Annotated in this window: 18 protein-coding genes; 10 read left to right on the forward strand and 8 right to left on the reverse strand. The window is 66.7% G+C overall.

Annotation, left to right across the window (positions count from 1 at the left end):
• Positions 1-142: 142 nt before the first annotated feature.
• Both ACRYLO_RS09330 and ACRYLO_RS09335 read left to right on the forward strand, forming a co-directional pair.
• Positions 143-2,488, forward strand: a complete 2,346-nt coding sequence (locus tag ACRYLO_RS09330; protein ID WP_482659891.1) for a TonB-dependent receptor plug domain-containing protein — start codon at positions 143-145, stop codon at positions 2,486-2,488.
• Complete coding sequence (locus ACRYLO_RS09335) at positions 2,488-3,537, forward strand: phytase (RefSeq protein ID WP_482659892.1); 1,050 nt, start codon at positions 2,488-2,490, stop codon at positions 3,535-3,537. The genes ACRYLO_RS09330 and ACRYLO_RS09335 overlap by 1 nt, the downstream gene beginning before the upstream one ends.
• Before the next feature lie 125 nt (positions 3,538-3,662).
• On the opposite strand, the gene ACRYLO_RS09340 is transcribed toward ACRYLO_RS09335, so the two are convergent.
• On the reverse strand, positions 3,663-4,454 hold the full coding sequence (locus tag ACRYLO_RS09340) for a hypothetical protein (protein WP_482659893.1): 792 nt from the start codon (positions 4,452-4,454) through the stop codon (positions 3,663-3,665).
• Positions 4,455-4,579: 125 nt separating this feature from the next.
• On the opposite strand from ACRYLO_RS09340, the gene ACRYLO_RS09345 reads away from it, so the two are divergent.
• Both ACRYLO_RS09345 and ACRYLO_RS09350 read left to right on the forward strand, forming a co-directional pair.
• Positions 4,580-5,878, forward strand: a complete 1,299-nt coding sequence (locus ACRYLO_RS09345; protein ID WP_482659894.1) for a M20/M25/M40 family metallo-hydrolase — start codon at positions 4,580-4,582, stop codon at positions 5,876-5,878.
• Between the two features lie 35 nt (positions 5,879-5,913).
• Positions 5,914-6,525: a flavodoxin family protein gene (locus ACRYLO_RS09350; protein WP_482659895.1), complete on the forward strand. Its 612-nt coding sequence runs from the start codon at positions 5,914-5,916 to the stop codon at positions 6,523-6,525.
• Positions 6,526-6,528: 3 nt separating this feature from the next.
• Here ACRYLO_RS09350 and ACRYLO_RS09355 read toward each other — a convergent pair whose 3' ends face one another.
• Positions 6,529-7,503, reverse strand: coding sequence for a quinone oxidoreductase family protein (locus ACRYLO_RS09355; RefSeq protein WP_482659896.1), 975 nt, complete (start codon positions 7,501-7,503; stop codon positions 6,529-6,531).
• Between the two features lie 89 nt (positions 7,504-7,592).
• Here ACRYLO_RS09355 and ACRYLO_RS09360 point away from each other — a divergent pair, with 89 nt between their 5' ends.
• The gene (locus ACRYLO_RS09360; protein WP_482659897.1) at positions 7,593-9,017 is read left to right on the forward strand and encodes an aldehyde dehydrogenase family protein; all 1,425 of its coding nucleotides are present in this window, start codon (positions 7,593-7,595) and stop codon (positions 9,015-9,017) included.
• 178 nt (positions 9,018-9,195) lie between these two features.
• On the opposite strand, the gene ACRYLO_RS09365 is transcribed toward ACRYLO_RS09360, so the two are convergent.
• The 3 genes from ACRYLO_RS09365 to ACRYLO_RS09375 all read right to left on the reverse strand — a co-directional run bounded on the left by ACRYLO_RS09365 (position 9,196) and on the right by ACRYLO_RS09375 (position 11,673).
• Positions 9,196-9,564, reverse strand: a complete 369-nt coding sequence (locus ACRYLO_RS09365; RefSeq protein ID WP_482659898.1) for a TFIIB-type zinc ribbon-containing protein — start codon at positions 9,562-9,564, stop codon at positions 9,196-9,198.
• A gap of 50 nt (positions 9,565-9,614) precedes the next feature.
• Positions 9,615-11,387, reverse strand: coding sequence for an SLC13 family permease (locus ACRYLO_RS09370; RefSeq protein WP_482659899.1), 1,773 nt, complete (start codon positions 11,385-11,387; stop codon positions 9,615-9,617).
• A gap of 73 nt (positions 11,388-11,460) precedes the next feature.
• Positions 11,461-11,673, reverse strand: coding sequence for a hypothetical protein (locus tag ACRYLO_RS09375; RefSeq protein ID WP_482659900.1), 213 nt, complete (start codon positions 11,671-11,673; stop codon positions 11,461-11,463).
• A gap of 178 nt (positions 11,674-11,851) precedes the next feature.
• Here ACRYLO_RS09375 and ACRYLO_RS09380 point away from each other — a divergent pair, with 178 nt between their 5' ends.
• Positions 11,852-12,037, forward strand: coding sequence for a hypothetical protein (locus ACRYLO_RS09380; RefSeq protein ID WP_482659901.1), 186 nt, complete (start codon positions 11,852-11,854; stop codon positions 12,035-12,037).
• 10 nt (positions 12,038-12,047) lie between these two features.
• Here the strand turns inward: ACRYLO_RS09380 and ACRYLO_RS09385 are convergent, their stop codons facing one another.
• Positions 12,048-12,680 carry a S24 family peptidase gene (locus ACRYLO_RS09385; protein ID WP_482659902.1) on the reverse strand — a complete coding sequence of 211 codons (633 nt, stop codon included), beginning with the start codon at positions 12,678-12,680 and terminating at the stop codon, positions 12,048-12,050.
• Between the two features lie 134 nt (positions 12,681-12,814).
• Between ACRYLO_RS09385 and ACRYLO_RS09390 the strand changes: the two genes are divergently transcribed.
• Positions 12,815-12,964 carry a hypothetical protein gene (locus ACRYLO_RS09390; protein ID WP_482659903.1) on the forward strand — a complete coding sequence of 50 codons (150 nt, stop codon included), beginning with the start codon at positions 12,815-12,817 and terminating at the stop codon, positions 12,962-12,964.
• Positions 12,961-13,275: a hypothetical protein gene (locus ACRYLO_RS09395; RefSeq protein WP_482659904.1), complete on the forward strand. Its 315-nt coding sequence runs from the start codon at positions 12,961-12,963 to the stop codon at positions 13,273-13,275. Before ACRYLO_RS09390 ends, ACRYLO_RS09395 begins: the two co-directional genes overlap by 4 nt.
• Before the next feature lie 146 nt (positions 13,276-13,421).
• Here ACRYLO_RS09395 and ACRYLO_RS09400 read toward each other — a convergent pair whose 3' ends face one another.
• On the reverse strand, positions 13,422-14,336 hold the full coding sequence (locus ACRYLO_RS09400) for a hypothetical protein (protein ID WP_482659905.1): 915 nt from the start codon (positions 14,334-14,336) through the stop codon (positions 13,422-13,424).
• Positions 14,306-15,547 carry a TIGR04063 family PEP-CTERM/XrtA system glycosyltransferase gene (locus ACRYLO_RS09405; RefSeq protein WP_482659906.1) on the reverse strand — a complete coding sequence of 414 codons (1,242 nt, stop codon included), beginning with the start codon at positions 15,545-15,547 and terminating at the stop codon, positions 14,306-14,308. Before ACRYLO_RS09405 ends, ACRYLO_RS09400 begins: the two co-directional genes overlap by 31 nt.
• A gap of 65 nt (positions 15,548-15,612) precedes the next feature.
• Here ACRYLO_RS09405 and ACRYLO_RS09410 point away from each other — a divergent pair, with 65 nt between their 5' ends.
• Together ACRYLO_RS09410 and ACRYLO_RS09415 are read left to right on the forward strand one after the other, a co-directional pair.
• Complete coding sequence (locus ACRYLO_RS09410; RefSeq protein ID WP_156442820.1) at positions 15,613-15,759, forward strand: hypothetical protein; 147 nt, start codon at positions 15,613-15,615, stop codon at positions 15,757-15,759.
• On the forward strand, positions 15,752-17,116 hold the full coding sequence (locus ACRYLO_RS09415) for a DUF5935 domain-containing protein (protein ID WP_482659907.1): 1,365 nt from the start codon (positions 15,752-15,754) through the stop codon (positions 17,114-17,116). Before ACRYLO_RS09410 ends, ACRYLO_RS09415 begins: the two co-directional genes overlap by 8 nt.
• The last annotated feature ends 6 nt before the right edge of the window (positions 17,117-17,122 follow it).

Below are 17,122 nucleotides of genomic sequence, written 5' to 3' on the forward strand. Positions count from 1 at the left end.
GGCGTTTTCTTGTCTGACCCATCGTGACGTTCGTGCAACGTCATTATTTTGTCACCGTTACGCAGCCGAACTGAAACGTAAATCGCGCCGAACTGACACGCGCCACACCTAAGCGCCCCTCGACTCATCATCGGGGGACGCAATGAAACTGATTCTCACTTCGCTGGCCGGCGCCAGCATCGCCACGATCGCGCTCGCCACCGCGACACCCGCCGCCGCGCAGACCGAGCCCGCGCCCGCCGCTGGCGATGACATCCAGACCGCCGAGGAAATCGTGGTCAAGGGCACCATCGCCTACCGCAACCGCAGCGAAGGCGCCGAGCCCGAGCTGGTCTATGACCAGGACTTCTTCCAGCGCTTCGAACCGCTGACCGCAGGCGATGCCCTCAAGCGCGTCCCCAGCGTCACCTTCCTCTCGGACGTGATCGAGAGCGACGGCGCCCGCCTGCGCGGCCTCGACCCCGGCTATACCCAGATCCTGATCAACGGCGAAAAGGTGCCCGGCACCAATGCCGACCGCAGCTTCTTCCTCGACCGCATCCCGGCCGAGCTGGTCAAGCAGGTCGAGATCGTCCGCTCCTCCTCCGCCCGCCGCACCGGCGATGCAGTCGCGGGCACGCTCAACATCGTGCTGCGTGACGGCTATCAGCTCGACGGCGGCTATATCCGCGGCGGCGCGCTCTATTTCGACGACGGCAAGGTCAAGCCGAGCATCGGCGCGGTACTCGGCACCGAAGTCGGCCCGGGCCGCCTGCTGATCGGCGCGAACCTTCAGGGCCGCTATAACCCCAAGAAAAAGTTCAGCCTGCGCTACACCGACTCGCCGGAGAATGACGCGAACTACGCCACCAACGAGTTCGACAATCGCCAGGACCAGTCGGACGTCCGCAACGGCACCGACTATGCACTCAATGCAAGCTATTCGATCGACACCGCAACCACCGATTTCGAACTGTCGGGCTTCTGGGTCCATACCGACCGGCTCGAGACCGAGCGGTCGTTCGACTACAGCACCGAAACCGGCTCGCGCGGCTCGGTCCGCAACGGCGCGGGCGGCAATCTGCTGGCCGACAATTCGAACATCAACAACATCCTTCAGTATAACTACAGCCTCGCCGCCAAGCTGAGCCACGAATGGGCGGCGGGCGAGACCAAGCTGAAGGCGGGCTTCGCCAAGTTCATCGACAATCAGTGGGAAACCGAGAACGAGATCGAGTTCGACCGTTCGGCCCCGCGTTTCACCGGCGACCGCTTCGACACGCGCATCATCGACCGGGAACTGTCGTTCGGGCTGGAGCACAAGGTTCCGGCTGGCGAAGACATCGATGTCGTGTTCGGCGGCTATTATCAGGACAAGGACCGCGACACCCGCATCGTCGAGGCGACGCGTCAGCGCTTCAACATGGCGACCTCGCTGCACACCGGCTACAGCCAGTTCGACGGCAGCCCGGAGAGCTTCGTCCGTGACTTCACCGGATTCACCCCGATCGTCGGCGGCTTCAGCACGATCGAGGAACAGCGCAAGGACCTGTTCGCACTGGTCGAAGGCAAGTCGGGCGCGGTGAAGTGGGAAGTCGGCGTCCGCTGGGAAAACACCAACGTCGCGATCCGCGACCTGACGCCGGGCGGGGTCAGCGTCGATACCGATTACGACCACATCCTCCCCAGCGCCTCGGCCAAGATTGAGCTGGGCGACGGCCGCGTCACCATCTCGGGCGCGCGCACCGTGCGTCGCCCGCGCTTCGACGATGCGTCGCCGGTGTTGCTTGAGGAAGAACTGGGCGACAACGACTTCCTCGGCAACCCGCTGCTCAAGCCGGAATCGGCCTGGGGCGCGGATCTCGGCTATGAGCACCGCCTCGGCCGCACGGGCGTGATCGGCGTCAACGTCTTCTACCGCAGCATCAGCGACCTGATCGAACTGGCGAACACCGGCGTCCCGGGCGCTGCCGATGACCCCACGGGTGACCGCACCTGGGTCTATCAGCCGCGCAACACCGGCGACGGCAAGGTCTATGGCGTCGAGTTTGACCTTTCGACCAGCCTCGGCTTCCTTGGCCTGCCCGACACCGGCATCTTCGGCAATTTGTCGCTGCTCGAAAGCGATATCACCGACGAACTGGGCGAACGCCGCTTCAACGGCCAGTCGAACATCGTCTATAACTTCGGCTTCATCCAGGACATCCCCAGCTTTGGCGCGGCGTTCGGCGCGACCTATCGCAAGCAGGGCGCGGCCTATGACCGCTTCGTCGCCGAAGAGGTTCGCACCACCTATGGCGCGGATCTCGAAATCTTCGTCGAGAAGCGCTTCGGCAAGCGGTTCACGATCCGCGCGGTCGGATCGAACCTGCTCGATGGGGCAAAGGCTGAGGTGTTCAACAAGTTCAACACCACGCAGGACCAGATCGACCGCAATTTCGACGAGTATGAGCTCGAAAGCGAAACCGCTGGTCCGGTGTTCCAGGTCATGGCACGTCTCGCCCTCTGATGATCAAGCAACTGACCCTGTGCCTGCTGCCCCTCGTGGCAGCAGGCTGTGCTTCCACCGGGCGACAGGTCCCGGTGGTCCCCACCACCCCCGCCGCCAGCGTGCAGGCGCGCGGTGAAACCGATGCGGTCGGCACCGCCAATGCCGATGCGGCGGACGATCCCGCGATCTGGCGCAATCCGGCGGACCCAGCCGCCAGCCTGATCGTCGGGACGGACAAGAAGGCTGGCCTCCACGTCTATGACCTGAGCGGCAAGGACCGCTTCTTCATCGACGCGGGGCAGGTCAACAATGTCGACCTCAAGGACATGGGGGCAGCGGGCATCATCGTCGCGGCGAGCGATCGCAACGATCGCAAGAACGCCAAGCTCGCCCTGTTCCGGCTCGACACCGCGACCGCCAAGCTGATCCCGCTCGGCATCGTCCCCGTCGGCGCGGGCGAGGCCTATGGCCTGTGCCTGATGGCGGTCGGCAACACGCTGCATGCGTTCAACGTGATCAAGGACGGCACGATCCGTCAGGTCGCGCTCGACCTGACGGGAGCTGCCCCCACCGGCACGATCGTCCGCACGATGAAGCTCGGAACGCAATCGGAAGGCTGCGCCGCCGACGACCGCACCCAGCGGCTCTATGTCGGCGAAGAAAATGTCGGCCTGTGGCGCTTTGACGCCCGCGCCGATGGCCCGGTCGCCGGTACGCTGATCGCCCCGGCCGATGGGCAAAAGCTGGTGGTCGATGTCGAGGGCGTGACCCTCGCCCCCGAAGGCACCGGCAATGGCGGTTACGTGATCGTCTCCAGCCAGGGCGACCACGCCTACAGCGTCTATCGCCTGTCCGACGATTCCTATGTCGGTCGCTTCCGGATCGCTGCGGGCAGCACCATCGGCGCGACGGAAGAAACCGACGGGATCGACTTCGCCCCTGGCGATTTCGGTCCCACCTATCCAGGCGGCCTGTTCGTGGCACAAGACGGCTACAACCCGCCCAAGGCGCAGAACTTCAAATATGTCGCCTGGGCCGACATCAAGGCCGCATTGGGGATTAACTGATCGTCACCCCCGCGAACGCGGGGGCCCATCTCCTGCCGTCACGGTCCATCGCACCCGAGCGGTTGTGGGCAGTGCGGGAGATGGGTCCCCGCGTTCGCGGGGATGACGAAAGCAGGTCGGTACCGCTACCGACTCCAGTCGCTCAGATCTGCCGTCTCCAGCGTCTTGACCAGCGTCGGATAGTCGTGGTCGATCACCGCCAGCGTCTTGCGGAACACACTACGCAGATAGTCCTTCAGCGCTGCCTCCGCATCCGCCGCGTCAGCCCCCGCCATCCGCACAAAGATCGCCAGCGCGGCCGTCAGCGCCTCCTCGCTCAGATAGCCCTGCCGCCGCATTTCCCAGCCCTGTTCCTCGCCGGTCTGGAACTGCCCGAACGTCTTTGCGCCATTGGCCATGAACACGCCAAAGCCCAGGAACACCGCCGCGACATCGGTGGCATGCTCCTCCAGCGCCGCACCGCCCGGCGGCATGCTGCCATCGGCATGAATCAGATAATGCGACAGCTCGTGCGCAAAGGTCGCGACCAGATCGGCCGGTCGCGCCAGTGCCGATGGGTTGTAGGTGATGACGACGCAATTGCCGTCATGGCCGAAAGTCCCGCCCGGCGGGCTGTACTCATGCTTGAGCGCATGGCCCGGCGCGATTCGCGTCTCGCGCTCTTCCTCGCCCGGCACCAGCACGCACTCCCACTCCGCCATGCCCGCATGCGCCCGCACCTGTTCGAACAGCTCGATCGCCCGATCGTGCCCCTGCGCCGCGCTGGGCGGGAAGAAGTCGCGCGTCGGCAGGATCAGCACCGCGTCGCGATAGGCCTTGTCGCGATCGACCGTCTGGATCAGCCAGGCGAAGACAGCGAGCAGCCATTCGAACTCGTCGCGGTCGATCGGCAGCTTTGGCCCAAACCATCGGAACATCGGCACCCCCGCACCCGATCTAGCGCGGAGACCTCGGCGTGACATCCTTTTTGGATGCAATCGCATCCGAAGTGAAGCAATCGCGTGCCCTTGCCGAGCGGGGCCACAGCGGCTTTAACAACACGATGTTCCGCACCCTCGCCCCGCTCGCCCTGCTGGTTGCCGCCCTCCCCGCCGCCGCCCAGACCCCCGCCGAGAGCAAGATGGCGACCACCATCGCCGCCGAGTCCGACCGCCACGTCGCGCTGCTCGAAAAACTGGTCAACCAGAATAGCGGCTCGCTCAACATCGACGGCGTGACCAAGGTGGGCCAGATGGTCCGCGCCGAACTCGAACCGCTCGGTTTTGCGGTCGAGTGGATCGACATGAAGGAAACCGGCCGCGCCGGGCACCTCGTCGCGACGCATAAGGGCAATGGCAAGGGCAAGCGCATCCTGCTCATCGCGCATCTCGACACCGTGTTTGAGCCCGAAAGCCCGTTCCAGAAATTCGTCCGCGACGGCGACCGCGCCACCGGCCCCGGCATCGGCGATGACAAGGGCGGGATCGTCGTCATCATCGCCGCGATGCGCGCGATGCAGGCGGCGGGCACGCTCAAACACGCGGACATCAAGATCGTGCTGACCGGCGATGAAGAACGCACCGGCGCCCCGCTTGCCATTGCCCGGCGCGACCTGATCGCCGCGGGCAAATGGGCCGATGTCGCGCTCGAATATGAAAATCTCGCGCGGGAGGATGGCAAGGATACCGGCACCGTCGCCCGCCGCAGCTCGACCAACTGGACGCTGCGCACCACCGGCAAGACCGGCCACAGCAGCGGCGTGTTCGGCGCATCGCTCGGCTATGGCGCGGCCTATGAACTCGCCCGCATCCTCGACGCATTCCGCCGCACGCTGCCCGAGCAGAATCTGACCTTCAACGTCGGTGTGATGGCGGCGGGCACCCCCGCGACGCTCGCCGACAATAATTATCAGGTCAGCGCGGGCGGCAAGACCAACATCGTCGCTGCCGAGGCGGTGGCGCGCGGCGATCTGCGCGCGCTCACACCGGAGCAGGAGACAAAGACCCGCGCCGCGATGCAGGCGATCGTCGCGCAAAACCTGCCCGGCACGACCGCCAGCCTCGACTTTCAGGAGGGCTATCCGCCGATGGCCCCGACCGAAGGCAACCGCGCGCTGCTCACCAAGCTCAACGCCGTCAACCGCGACTTGAAGCTCCCCGAAATGGCCGAAATGGACCCCGCCCGCCGGGGTGCCGCCGACAGCGCGTTCGTCGCGGCGGACGTCGATACCCTCGCCGGCCTCGGCGTCACGGGCGGAAACGCGCATGCCGAGGGCGAATGGGTCGACCTCACCTCGATCCCGCTCCAGGCGCTGCGCAGCGCAGCCTTCATCACTCGCCTCAGCCGCGAAAAGCGCGACTGACGGAACGCTTCAGCATCCCCGCGCGTCGTGCGGGGATGCTGAACGCCCTAGCCCTAAACTGCACGCTCAAGGCCGATGAGTCCGAGCGCTCCTCCACCGATGCGATGATCGCGGTCCTTGCCGACGCCTTCGCCAAGCACGACGTCACCATCACCGAAACCGTCCGCGTCGCCGCGCTCGATATCAAGCCCGGGGTGACGTCGGACGAGGGCGCGGGCGACCAATGGCCCGCGCTGCGCGAAAAGATCCTCGCCGCCGATATCCTGATTTTCGGCGGCCCAATCTGGATGGGTCAGATTTCGAGCATCGCCAAGCGCGTGCTCGAACGGATGGACGCTTTCATCTCCGAAACCGACGACCAGGGCCGGATGCCGAGCTATTCCAAGGTCGCTATCGCCGCGATCGTCGGCAATGAGGATGGCGCGCATTTCAGCTCCGCCCAGCTGTTTCAGGCATTGAACGATGTCGGATACACCATCCCCGCCGTCGCCGCCTGTTACTGGGTCGGCGAAGCGATGGGCTCGACCGACTTTCAGGATCTCGACAAGACGCCCAAGAAGGTCAAGGAAACCGCCGCGATGGTCGCGGGCAACGCCGCACACCTCGCCGGGCTGCTCAAGGCAAAGCCCTATCCCGGCGAAGGCTGACGGTCACGGGATCAACAGCGTCGCGCCCATCGTCTCCCCGGCGGCGATGGCGCGATGCGCTTCGGCCGCCTGCTCAAGGGCGTAGCGCCGCCCGATCTCGACCTGCAGCACGCCGCGCGCGACCAGGTCGAACACCCGCGCCACGCCCGCCGCACGCTCCTCCGGCGTCGCATAATAGTGATACAGCGTCGGGCGCGTCACGAACAGCGAGCCATGCTGGCTCAGCGTCCCCAGATTGACCCCCGTCACCGGCCCACCGGCATTGCCGAAGCTGACGATCATCCCGCGCCGCGCGGTGGACTTGAGCGACGCCTCCCAGGTCGACCCGCCGACCCCGTCCAGCACCACCGGCACGCCTTCGCCCCCGGTAATCTCCCGCACCCGCGCGGCGATGTCTTCGCGCTTGTATTCGATTACATGATCCGCCCCGATCGTCCGTGCGCGCTCGGCCTTGTCCGCCGATCCGACCGTGCCGATCACAGTCGCGCCGATATGCTTCAGCCACTGCACGATCAGCTGCCCCGTCGCCCCCGCCGCGGCATGAACCAGCACCGTCTGCCCCGGCTGCACCCGCGCGCAGCGTTCGATCAGGTATTCGGCCGTGCAGCCCTTCAACGTCACCGCCGCCGCAACGTCGAACCCGATGCCATCGGGGATCGGCAGCAACGCGTCCGCTGCGACGTAGCGCGCGCTGGCGTAAGCGCCAAGCGCGGGGCCATAGGTCGTCACGCGATCACCGACCGCAAACGCCGTCACTCCTTCGCCCACCGCTTCGACCACCCCGGCCGCCTCGCTGCCCAGGCCACTCGGCAACGGCACCGGATACAGGCCCGAGCGGTGATAGGTATCGATGAAGTTCAGCCCCACCGCTTCGTTCCGCACGCGGGCTTCCCCGGGGCCGGGCGGCGGCAGATCGACCTCGACCCATTCGATCACCTCGGGTCCGCCGGTCGACCGGATCACTGCCTGCCGCGCCATCGCCTCATCTCCAGTTTCAGGTTGCAACCCGTGCCCCCGCTCGCCACATAAGCCTCCATACCCGAACCTCAAATTTTTCGGAGACCAGGATGCGCAGCTATCTCAAACACTATATCGGCGGCCAATGGATCGAAAGCGAGGGCGGAACCCGCCACCAAGTCATTGATCCCGCTACCGAATCTGCCACCACCGAAATCACTTTGGGGTCTCAGGCCGATGTCGACAAGGCCGTTGCCGCTGCGCGCGCCGCGTTCGAAACCTTTTCCCGCACCAGCGTCGAGGATCGCCTCGCGCTGATCGATCGGGTCATCGCCGAATATAAGGCGCGGATGGACGACATGGCGCAGGCGATCAGCGCCGAAATGGGCGCGCCGCTCAGCCTCGCCAAGACCGCGCAGGTCGGCTCCGGCATCGGCCATTTGATGTCCGCCGCGCGCGCGCTCAAGGAGTTCGAGTTCGAGGAAGCGGTCGGCAACAGCCTGGTCGTCCATGAGCCGATCGGCGTCGTCGCCATGATCACCCCGTGGAACTGGCCGCTCAACCAGATCGTGTCCAAGGTCGCCCCCGCGCTCGCCGCCGGCTGCACCATGATCCTGAAACCCAGCGAGGAAGCGCCGAGCTGCGCCGCGATCTTTGCCGAGGTGATGGACGCCGCAGGCGTGCCGGCGGGCGTGTTCAACCTCGTCAATGGCGACGGCCCCGGCGTCGGCACCGCGCTCAGCAAGCACAAGGGCGTCGACATGGTGAGCTTCACCGGATCGACCCGCGCCGGCATCGCGGTTGCCAAGAACGCCGCCGACACGGTCAAGCGCGTGCATCAGGAACTGGGCGGCAAGTCGCCCTCGCTGATGCTGGAGGGCGCGGATGTCGCGGCGGCGGTGAAGGGCACGTTGTTCAGCGTCCTGCTCAACTCCGGCCAGAGCTGCATTGCGCCTGCTCGCCTGCTCGTCCCCGCCGCGCTGGAAAAGGAAGCCGCCGCCGCCGCTGCCGAGGTGATGAAGGCGACGACCTGCGGCAATCCCGCCGAAGAGGGGCGCCATATCGGCCCGGTCGTCAACAAGACCCAGTGGGAGAAGATTCAGGGCCTGATCCGCAAGGGGCTGGAGGAAGGCGCGACGCTGGAGACCGGCGGCCCGGGCCGTCCCGACGGCATCGACACGGGCTATTTCGTCAAGCCGACGCTGTTTTCGGGCGTGCGCAACGACATGACGATCGCGCGCGAGGAAATCTTCGGCCCCGTCGTCACGATCATCCCCTATGACAGCGAGGAAGAGGCCGTCCGCATCGCCAACGATACCGATTACGGCCTGTCGGCGGTGGTGTTCGGCAGCCCCGAAGCGGTCAAGCGCGTCACCCCGCGCCTGCGCGCCGGCATGGTCTATATCAATGGCGGCCAGCCCAACCCCGACCTGCCCTTCGGCGGCTACAAACAGAGCGGCAACGGCCGCGAGCACGGCAAATACGGCCTCGCCGAATTCATGGAAGTAAAGGCGATGGTCGGCGCGCTGGCGTGAACCAATTCCTCCCCTGAGCGCGCTCAGGGGAGGTGGCAGCGCGAAGCGCTGACGGAGGGGCCGCCCTCGCAGAGGGCGGAGTTTTGACGAGCCGGCAACGGCCGTCTACGCGGCCGCCCCTCCACCACTCGCTGCGCGAGCGGTCCCCCTCCCCCAGCGAGCTGGGGGAGGAATTGGTTCAATCGAACAGCTCTTCCAGAAAGCTCTTCTTGCGCTTGTGCTTGTAGTAGCGCGGGTCGTGGCCCTGATGGCCATATCCGCCGCCATAGCCCTGCTGCTGCGGATAGCCGCCACCCTGCTGCGGCCATGGGTTGCCCTGCGGCGGCATCGGCGGCTGCGGCGGCATCGGCGGTTGCGGCGCCTGTGGGGCCGTCGGCGCCTCGCCCGCGCCGCTCCGCTCGATGATCTTGTCGAGCTCGCCGCGATCCAGCCAGATGCCGCGGCATTGCGGGCAGTAATCGATCTCGATCCCCTGCCGGTCGCTCATATGGAGCCCCGTCTTGCACACGGGGCACAGCATTCCGGCAACGGCTTCGGGGGTTCGCATCGGCTACTCCTGTCGTGGTCGATAGTGGGCAGGTAGGAAGCGCCCCGCCCTTACGCAACGGGCCAGAACCACAGGATCAGCGGCGTTCCCACCACCAGCACGATCAGCGACAATGGCGCACCCAGCCGCGCATAGTCGCTGAACCGATAGCCGCCCGGCCCCATCACCAGCGTGTTGCACTGATGCCCGATCGGGGTCAGGAAATCGCATCCCGCGCCAACCGCCGTCGCCATCAGGAACGCCTCGGGCCGCAGCCCCAGGTCGCCCGCGAACGTGGCGGCGATCGGTGCCATCACCAGCACGGTTGCGGCATTGTTGAGGAACGGCGTCACCGCCATCGCCGCCGCCATGATCAGCGCCACCGCGCCCCATGGCGGCAGGCCCGACGCCGTCGCGGACAGCCAGGTGCCGATAATCTCGGTCACCCCGGTGCTGCGCAGCGTATCGCTCACCGGGATCAGCGCACCAAGCATGATCAGGATCGGCCACTCCACATGATCATACGCCTCGCGCAGCGGCAGCGCGCCGAGCAGCACCACCGCCGCCGCCGCCGCAAAGAACGCGATCGTCACCGGAACCGCCCCGGCCGCGGTCGCCGCCATCGCCACCGCCAGCACCGCGATCGGCAACAGCCCCTTGCGCACGCTGCCCAGCCGCAGCTCGCGTTCGGCCAGCGGCAGCGCGCCGAGTTCGGTCAGCGTCCCCGGAAGTGCGCCCAGCGGCCCCTGCAGCACGATCACATCGCCCGCGCGGAACACGACATTGGGCATGCGCCGGACAATCCGCTCCCCCCGCCGCGACACCGCGATCAGGTTGATCCCATAGCGCTGGCGCAGCATCAGCGATCCCGCCGTTCCGCCGACCAGCGGTGACCCGGGGCCAACCACCGCTTCGATCACCCCGATCTCGTCCCCTTCGCCCGATTCCGGTGTTTCGCTGGTGCCGACGAAATCGAGCCGGTCGCGCGCAATCGCCCGTTCCAGGCTGTCCGGGGTACCGCCCAGGATCAGGATGTCACCCTCGCGCAGCAGCATGTCCGGCCAGGGCGTCGCGCGCACGCCGTTGCGCAGGAACATGGTGATCGCGACCTCATGATCGTGCCGCTCGAGGAACGCCGACACCCGCTCGTCCTTGGCCGCCGATTGCTCGACGATCTTGGCCTCGGTCGCATAATCGTGGATGTCGAGTGCCTCGCCCATGGTCGGCGCGGCGCGGCGGTCCGCCGGCAACAGGCGATAGCCAAAGCGCAGGAAGATCAGCCCGACCAAGGTCAGCCCCAGCCCGACCGGCGCGTAATCGAACATCCCGAACGGCTGCCCGGTCATTTCCTCCCGCACGCGGCTGACGATGATGTTGGGCGATGTGCCGATCAGGGTGATCAGTCCGCCGAGCAACGACGCGAACGCCATCGGCATCAGGAACACGCTGGGCGAGCTGTTCGATTTCTTCGCCATCTGGAACGCCGCAGGCATCAGCATCGCCAGCGCGCCGATATTCTTGACCAGCGCCGAACCAAGCCCGACGCTGGCAGACAGCAGCAGCAGTTGCGACCGCACCCGCGTCACCCGCTTCTGCAACAGACGCATCACCCGCTCGACCACGCCCGACCGCTGCACTGCGCCCGACAGCACCAGCGCCGATCCGACGATGATCACAATGTCGTCGGAAAATCCCGAAAACGCATTCTCCGGCGCGACGATGCCAGCCGCCACCGCCGCCAGCAGCGCCATGACCGCGACCACGTCATAGCGAAAGCGCCCCCACAGAAAGAGCGCCATCATGCCCACGAGCACGGTAATCGACAGGATTTGCGGTAACGTCATCGATCCCCCATCCGCGCACAACGTCGGTGGGGTGCGCCGGTTGCGTCACTGCCCGATGCGGGGGACCTTTATCTCAATGGACGGTGCCAACCGCACGGTTGACGCTCATCAGCACGATCAGCCGCTCGATCTGGCGCCAGCGGCAGAAATTGATGTGGTTGCCCAGGTCCCGAAACTTGTCCGCGCGTGCGGCCGCTTCCAGACCGGCATCGTCACCGAATGCCCGGATCAGGTCGGCGGCGTCGGTCACATGGGCACGGTCGGCGAGATAGGGGATGGGCGACATCGATAATCCTTGCACAGTCTCGCGCGCACGCACGCACCGCGCGTGCCAGCTTCGGCGAAGGCGTGCAGCACTGCGGGTTTCGAGGGTAAATCGCTGGAAACCATAGCGCTTTTGCACGTGCCGAGCGTGCCGTGACGGGACAGTGGCGTCCCGTCACGGGACGTGGCATGGCGCGGGCATGAACCGCTCATCCAAACCCGCCCCGATTGCCGGCGGCGCGCTCCTCGCCCTGTCGCTGATCGTAGGCACCGTGATCGGCGTGCGTCAGGGACAGCCCTCGATCGGCTTCCTCGCCGGTCTTGGCATCGGCATTGCGCTGCTCATCATCGTCGCCCTGATCGACCGGGTGCGCGGCAGCCGCTAACCCGCGACCGTCACACCAGCGCGCGGTGCATCCATACCACGCGCCCGACCACGTCGATCGCGCGCACCGGCACGATTTCACGCCCGTAATCCGGGTTGTCGCTAACCAGTTCGACCTCGCCGCCCATTGCCCGTATCCGCTTGACCGAGAGCATCCCGTCACGGCGAAACACATGGATCGCCGCGCGCGGCCCCGGCACCCGCCGCGCGCCGTCGACCAGGATCTCGTCGCCATCGCACAGCGTCGGCTCCATCGACGCGCCCTCGACGCGGATCGTCGACGCCATGTCGGCGCGCACGCCCAACCGCCGCAGCAACGCCGGGTCGAGCAATAACGGGCTCGCCCGCTCGCTCTCCACCACCCGCCCGCGTCCCGCCGCCGCCCCGGCATCGACCCGCGCCACCGCCACCAGCCCCTCGACCGCCGGCCCGCCCAACGCCGCATCGCTCAAACCCAGATAACGCGCCAGCCGCCGCCGGTCCCCCTCGGCCAACAGGCGCGGGCTGCCCCGCGTCACGAACTGCTGCAGATAGGCGGCGTTGCGCCCGATCAGCCGCGACAGCTCCGCCAGCGACGCCCCGCGCGCCACCGCCGCCTGCGCCAATGCCCGCCGCTGTTCGTCCGATTCCATGATCGCATTCATAGCCGCAGGATTTTTCCTAGACAAGTTGGAAATGAGAACATTTAATGAACACATGAGTCGGGGGCGGCCCCGTAGCGTGAGGAAGGGCGATGGCGATTCTGGGAAAAATTGAGCGATATCTGCGGCAAACAGGCATGCCGCGCACCAAATTTGGGCGGCTGGCGGTCAATGATCCGCGACTGGTCGACGATCTGCGCAACGGCCGCGATCCGGGGCCGGAACTGTGCGCGCGGATCGAGGCGCAACTGGCCCGCCCCGCCTCGACGCAGGAGGCAGGCCGATGAGCAGCGGTCCCGATGCCGGCGTGCTGCTCGAACGCGCTTTGCCCCGCCATGCCGCACTGTGCGGCATCGACCTGTCGATCGTGTCGGCAGGCTGGACCCGCTGGGCCAGCGCGACCTTTGCCGGGGCGCGGCATGAGCTGCTGCTCACTGCAACGCCTTCACCCGCGCTGGACGCGTGGATCGCCGAGCTGCCCGAAGCCGAGCTCGCGCTGCGCGGCCATCTGGTCGCGGACCTGACGGTCGAATCGCGCAGTCGCGCCGGCGACCGCGTAGAGCTCAAGATCTGTGTGCTGACGGTGGAGGAGCGCTAACTCAATCCTCCCCCGCCAGGGGGAGGTGGCGCCGAAGGCGACGGAGGGGGAGGACGGCTGCGCATTTGAGCCGCCAGCTCAACCCTTCCTCCCCCTCCGTCAGCTACGCTGACACCTCCCCCTTGCGGGGGAGGATTAGACGATCACTAAGCCCGCATCGCCATCCGGCGCAGTTCGGACAGCGTGTCCTCCAGCTTGCGCTTGGGATCGGGTGCGGGTTCCGGCGGGGGCGGCGCGAACTTGGTGAGCCCGCGCTCCAGTCGGTCCAGCAATGCCTGCACGCTCGCCTCGGTCTGCGGCGCGGCGATCGGCGTCGCTGCCTCCGGCACCTGCGCGACCGGCTCCGGTGCCGGGCGCACGGGCGGGGTCAGTTCGAACGTCTCGAACCGCTCGCCCGCATCAAAAATCGGCGCGCGGGCGGCACGACGGCGCAGCGGGCGGACCGGCGGCGGCGGCACCATCGGCACGGCGGGAATGGCATAAGGATCGAACGCCGCGAGCGGCTGGTCGAGATCGGCCGGCAGCTCCTGCACCTCGGGCAGTGGCGCGTGCAGCGACCGCCCCTCGGACGGCGGCCCCATCGCGATCACCGGCTCTTCGGGCAGTGCCGCATCGGACAGGTCGAGGATATCGGCCACGCTGACCTCCGGCGCTGCCGCCGGAACCGGCTCAAGCGCCGGCATGTCGAGATCGCTCGCGCGCAGCGGCACCCGCGGACGCGCGTCGGGATGGGCATCGGCGCGGCGCACGGTCGGGCGACGCTCTCCCTCCGGTCCGTCAGCGATGCGCGAATCGATCCATGCGATCAGTGCCGACAGCCCCATCCACGCGATCAGCGCGATCAGTCCGCCGCTGAACAGCCCGATGCACAGCCGCGCCGTCGTGCCAAGCGGCGGTTCGGCGGCCGGCACGAACGCCGCGATGCCGCTCGCCAGCACCATGTCCTCGAGCAGCGCGCCGGGCAGCACCAGGCTCGCCAGCACCGCGCACGCGCCCGCGCCACCGGCGAGCGCGAGCGCCACATTGGGGGTCAGACGTTGAACGAGGGCGTACGCAACCATTTGGATTCCCGTGATCGGGCGTCGATCAATCTTTGGTAAACAGGTTCGTAGCGTGAAATGTTTGACGACCAGTTACGCTCGGTCTCGACCCAGCGCCGCGCCCGCATTTTTTGCGCGTCCCAGCCGGAGCGATCGACGAACACCCCCGCCACCGCATCCGCCAGCGCCGCCGGGTCATCGGGCGGGAACAACGTCCCGGTATCGCCATGGCGGATCAGCTCGCGATGCCCGCCGACATCGGACGCCGCGACCAGCCGGTGCTGCGCCATCGCCTCGATCGGCTTCAACGGCGTCACCAGATCGGTCAGCCGCATATGCTTGCGGGGGTACACCAGCAGGTCGATCAGCGAGTAATAGCGCTCGACCTGCTCATGCGGCACGCGCCCGACGAAATGGATCGCATGCGCTGCGCTCGACGTCGCCGCCTGTGCGCGCAGTGCCTGCTCCATCGGCCCGCCGCCGACCATCACCAGCCGCGCCCCGGGCCGCTGCGCCAGCAATGCCGGCATCGCCGCGATCAGATCGTCCAGCCCCTCATAGTCATAGAAGCTGCCGATGAACCCGATGGTATCGGCGCCCTCCAGCCCCAGCTGCGCCGCCAGCGTCGCATCGCGCGGCACCGGATCGCCGAACAGATGCAGGTCGACGCCATTGGGCGACACCATGATCTTGCCCGCGTCGATTCCGCGCGCGATCAGGTCGCGCTTCAGCCCTTCGCAAATCACCGCGACCGCATCGACGCGCCGCGCGGCCCAGGTCTCCAGCCCCCGGATCGCGCGATACTTGGCCGACCCCTCGCTCCCGGTGCCATTGCCGACCGCCGCATCCTCCCAAAATGCGCGAATTTCGTAGAGCAACGGCAAGCCATAGCGTTTCGCCGCACGCATCGCCGCCAGCGGATCGATTACCGGCGAATGCGCGTGCAGGATATCGGGCCGAAACCGCTCGACCACCTCGCCGATCCGCCGAGCGAACGCCGCGATCTCCGCCAGCTCGCCGACGACCGGCGGCAGGCGCCGCATCTGTTTGGTGCGGTGAAAGTCGATCCCGTCGAGCGTCTCGAACGGCGAATCGCCGGTGTGGTAGCGCGGCCCCGTCACCCCGGCGACAGTCCAGCCGCGCTCCATCTGCGCCTTCAGGATCGCGCGCGTGCGAAAGGTATAGCCGCTGTGCAACGGCAGCGAATGATCAAGGACGTGCAGGATCCGCATGGCCAGTCCTTGCCACGCGATCACTTAACGGCCCGTCAACCGAAGTTGGTTATCCCCGCCCCACGATGATCGACACGCTGGTTCTCGCGCTAACCCACGGGCTGTTGCTCGTCGTCGCCTGGCGTCTGGTGAACAGCCCCGCCGTCGATGACGACAGCCTCGACGGCAAGCCGCCGCCGCCCAAGCGCGGCTGGAAACGCCCCGGTGCGTGATCTCGCCTTCATCGCCTTTCTGGGAGCCATCTTCGCGCTCGGCCTGCGCCGGCCGTTCCTGTTCGTGCTCGCCTATGTCTATATCGACATCGTCTCGCCCCAGCGGATGAGCTATTTCCTGCTCAACGCCTTCCCGATTTCGGCGATGGCGGTGGGCTTTGCGGTGCTGTCCTGGGCGGCGATGGACGACAAGCGCGACATGCGCGTCGCCCCGCGTCAGGGGCTGATGCTCGCCTTGCTCGGCTGGTGCTATTACACCACGATCAACGCCGATTTCCCGATCGACGCGGCGTATAAATGGGACTGGGTGTGGAAGGCCTTGGCCTTTGCCATCTTCCTCCCCCTCACCCTGCGCACAAGGCTGCGGATCGAGGCGCTGTTGCTGTTCATGCTGCTCTCGGTCGCGACGATCATCATCGCGGGCGGGGTCAAGACCGCGCTGGGCGGTGGCGGCTATGGCCAGCTCAAGCTGATCGTCGACAATAATAGCGGCCTGTTCGAAGGCAGCATCATCTCCGCCGTGTCGATCTGCCTGATCCCGCTGATCCTGTGGTTCACCAAATATGGCACGATCTTCCCGCCCGACTGGCGGGTAAAGGCGTTCGGCTATGCCCTGATCTTCGCGTGCCTGTTGATGCCGGTCGGGACTCAGGCCCGCACCGGCCTGGTCTGCGCGGGCCTGCTCGCGGTGCTGATGCTGCGCGACGTCAAGCGCCGCATCCTCTATGTCGCGGGCGCCGGCTTCCTCGCCGTCGCGTCGGTCCCGTTCCTCCCGGCGAGCTTTACGGAGCGGATGGGGACGATCTCGACCTATCAGGCCGACGCCAGCGCCTCGACCCGGATCGAGGTTTGGAAATGGACATGGGAGTATGTGAAGACCCACCCGATGGGCGGCGGGTTCGAAGCCTATCGCCAGAACGAAATCAAGTACGACAAGGTCGAGATCGTCGGTGAAGGCGCCAACCGCACCGTGGTGCGTACGCCCGAAATCGACAAGTCGCGCGCCTATCACTCGGCCTTTTTCGAAATGCTCGGCGAACAAGGCTGGCCCGGCTTCATCCTGTGGCTGATGATCCATTTGGGCGGCATTTTGCGGATGGAGGTGCTGCGCCGCCGCTATCGCGACGTGCCCCCGGACAAGGCCTGGATCGCCCCGCTCGCCACCGCGCTTCAGCATGGGCACATCATCTATCTGTTCGGCTCGCTGTTCGTCGGTATCGCGCTCAACCCGTTCGTCTATATGCTGGTCGGCGCCCAGATCGGGCTCGACACCTATCTCGCGCGCAAGCGTGCCGAGGAAGGCATCCGCCCGATGGGCAAGCCGCGCGGCACTTCGCCCGCGCCCGCGGCGGCATGATCGGTT

The organism is Sphingomonas sp. SDUR79, assembly GCF_056821745.1.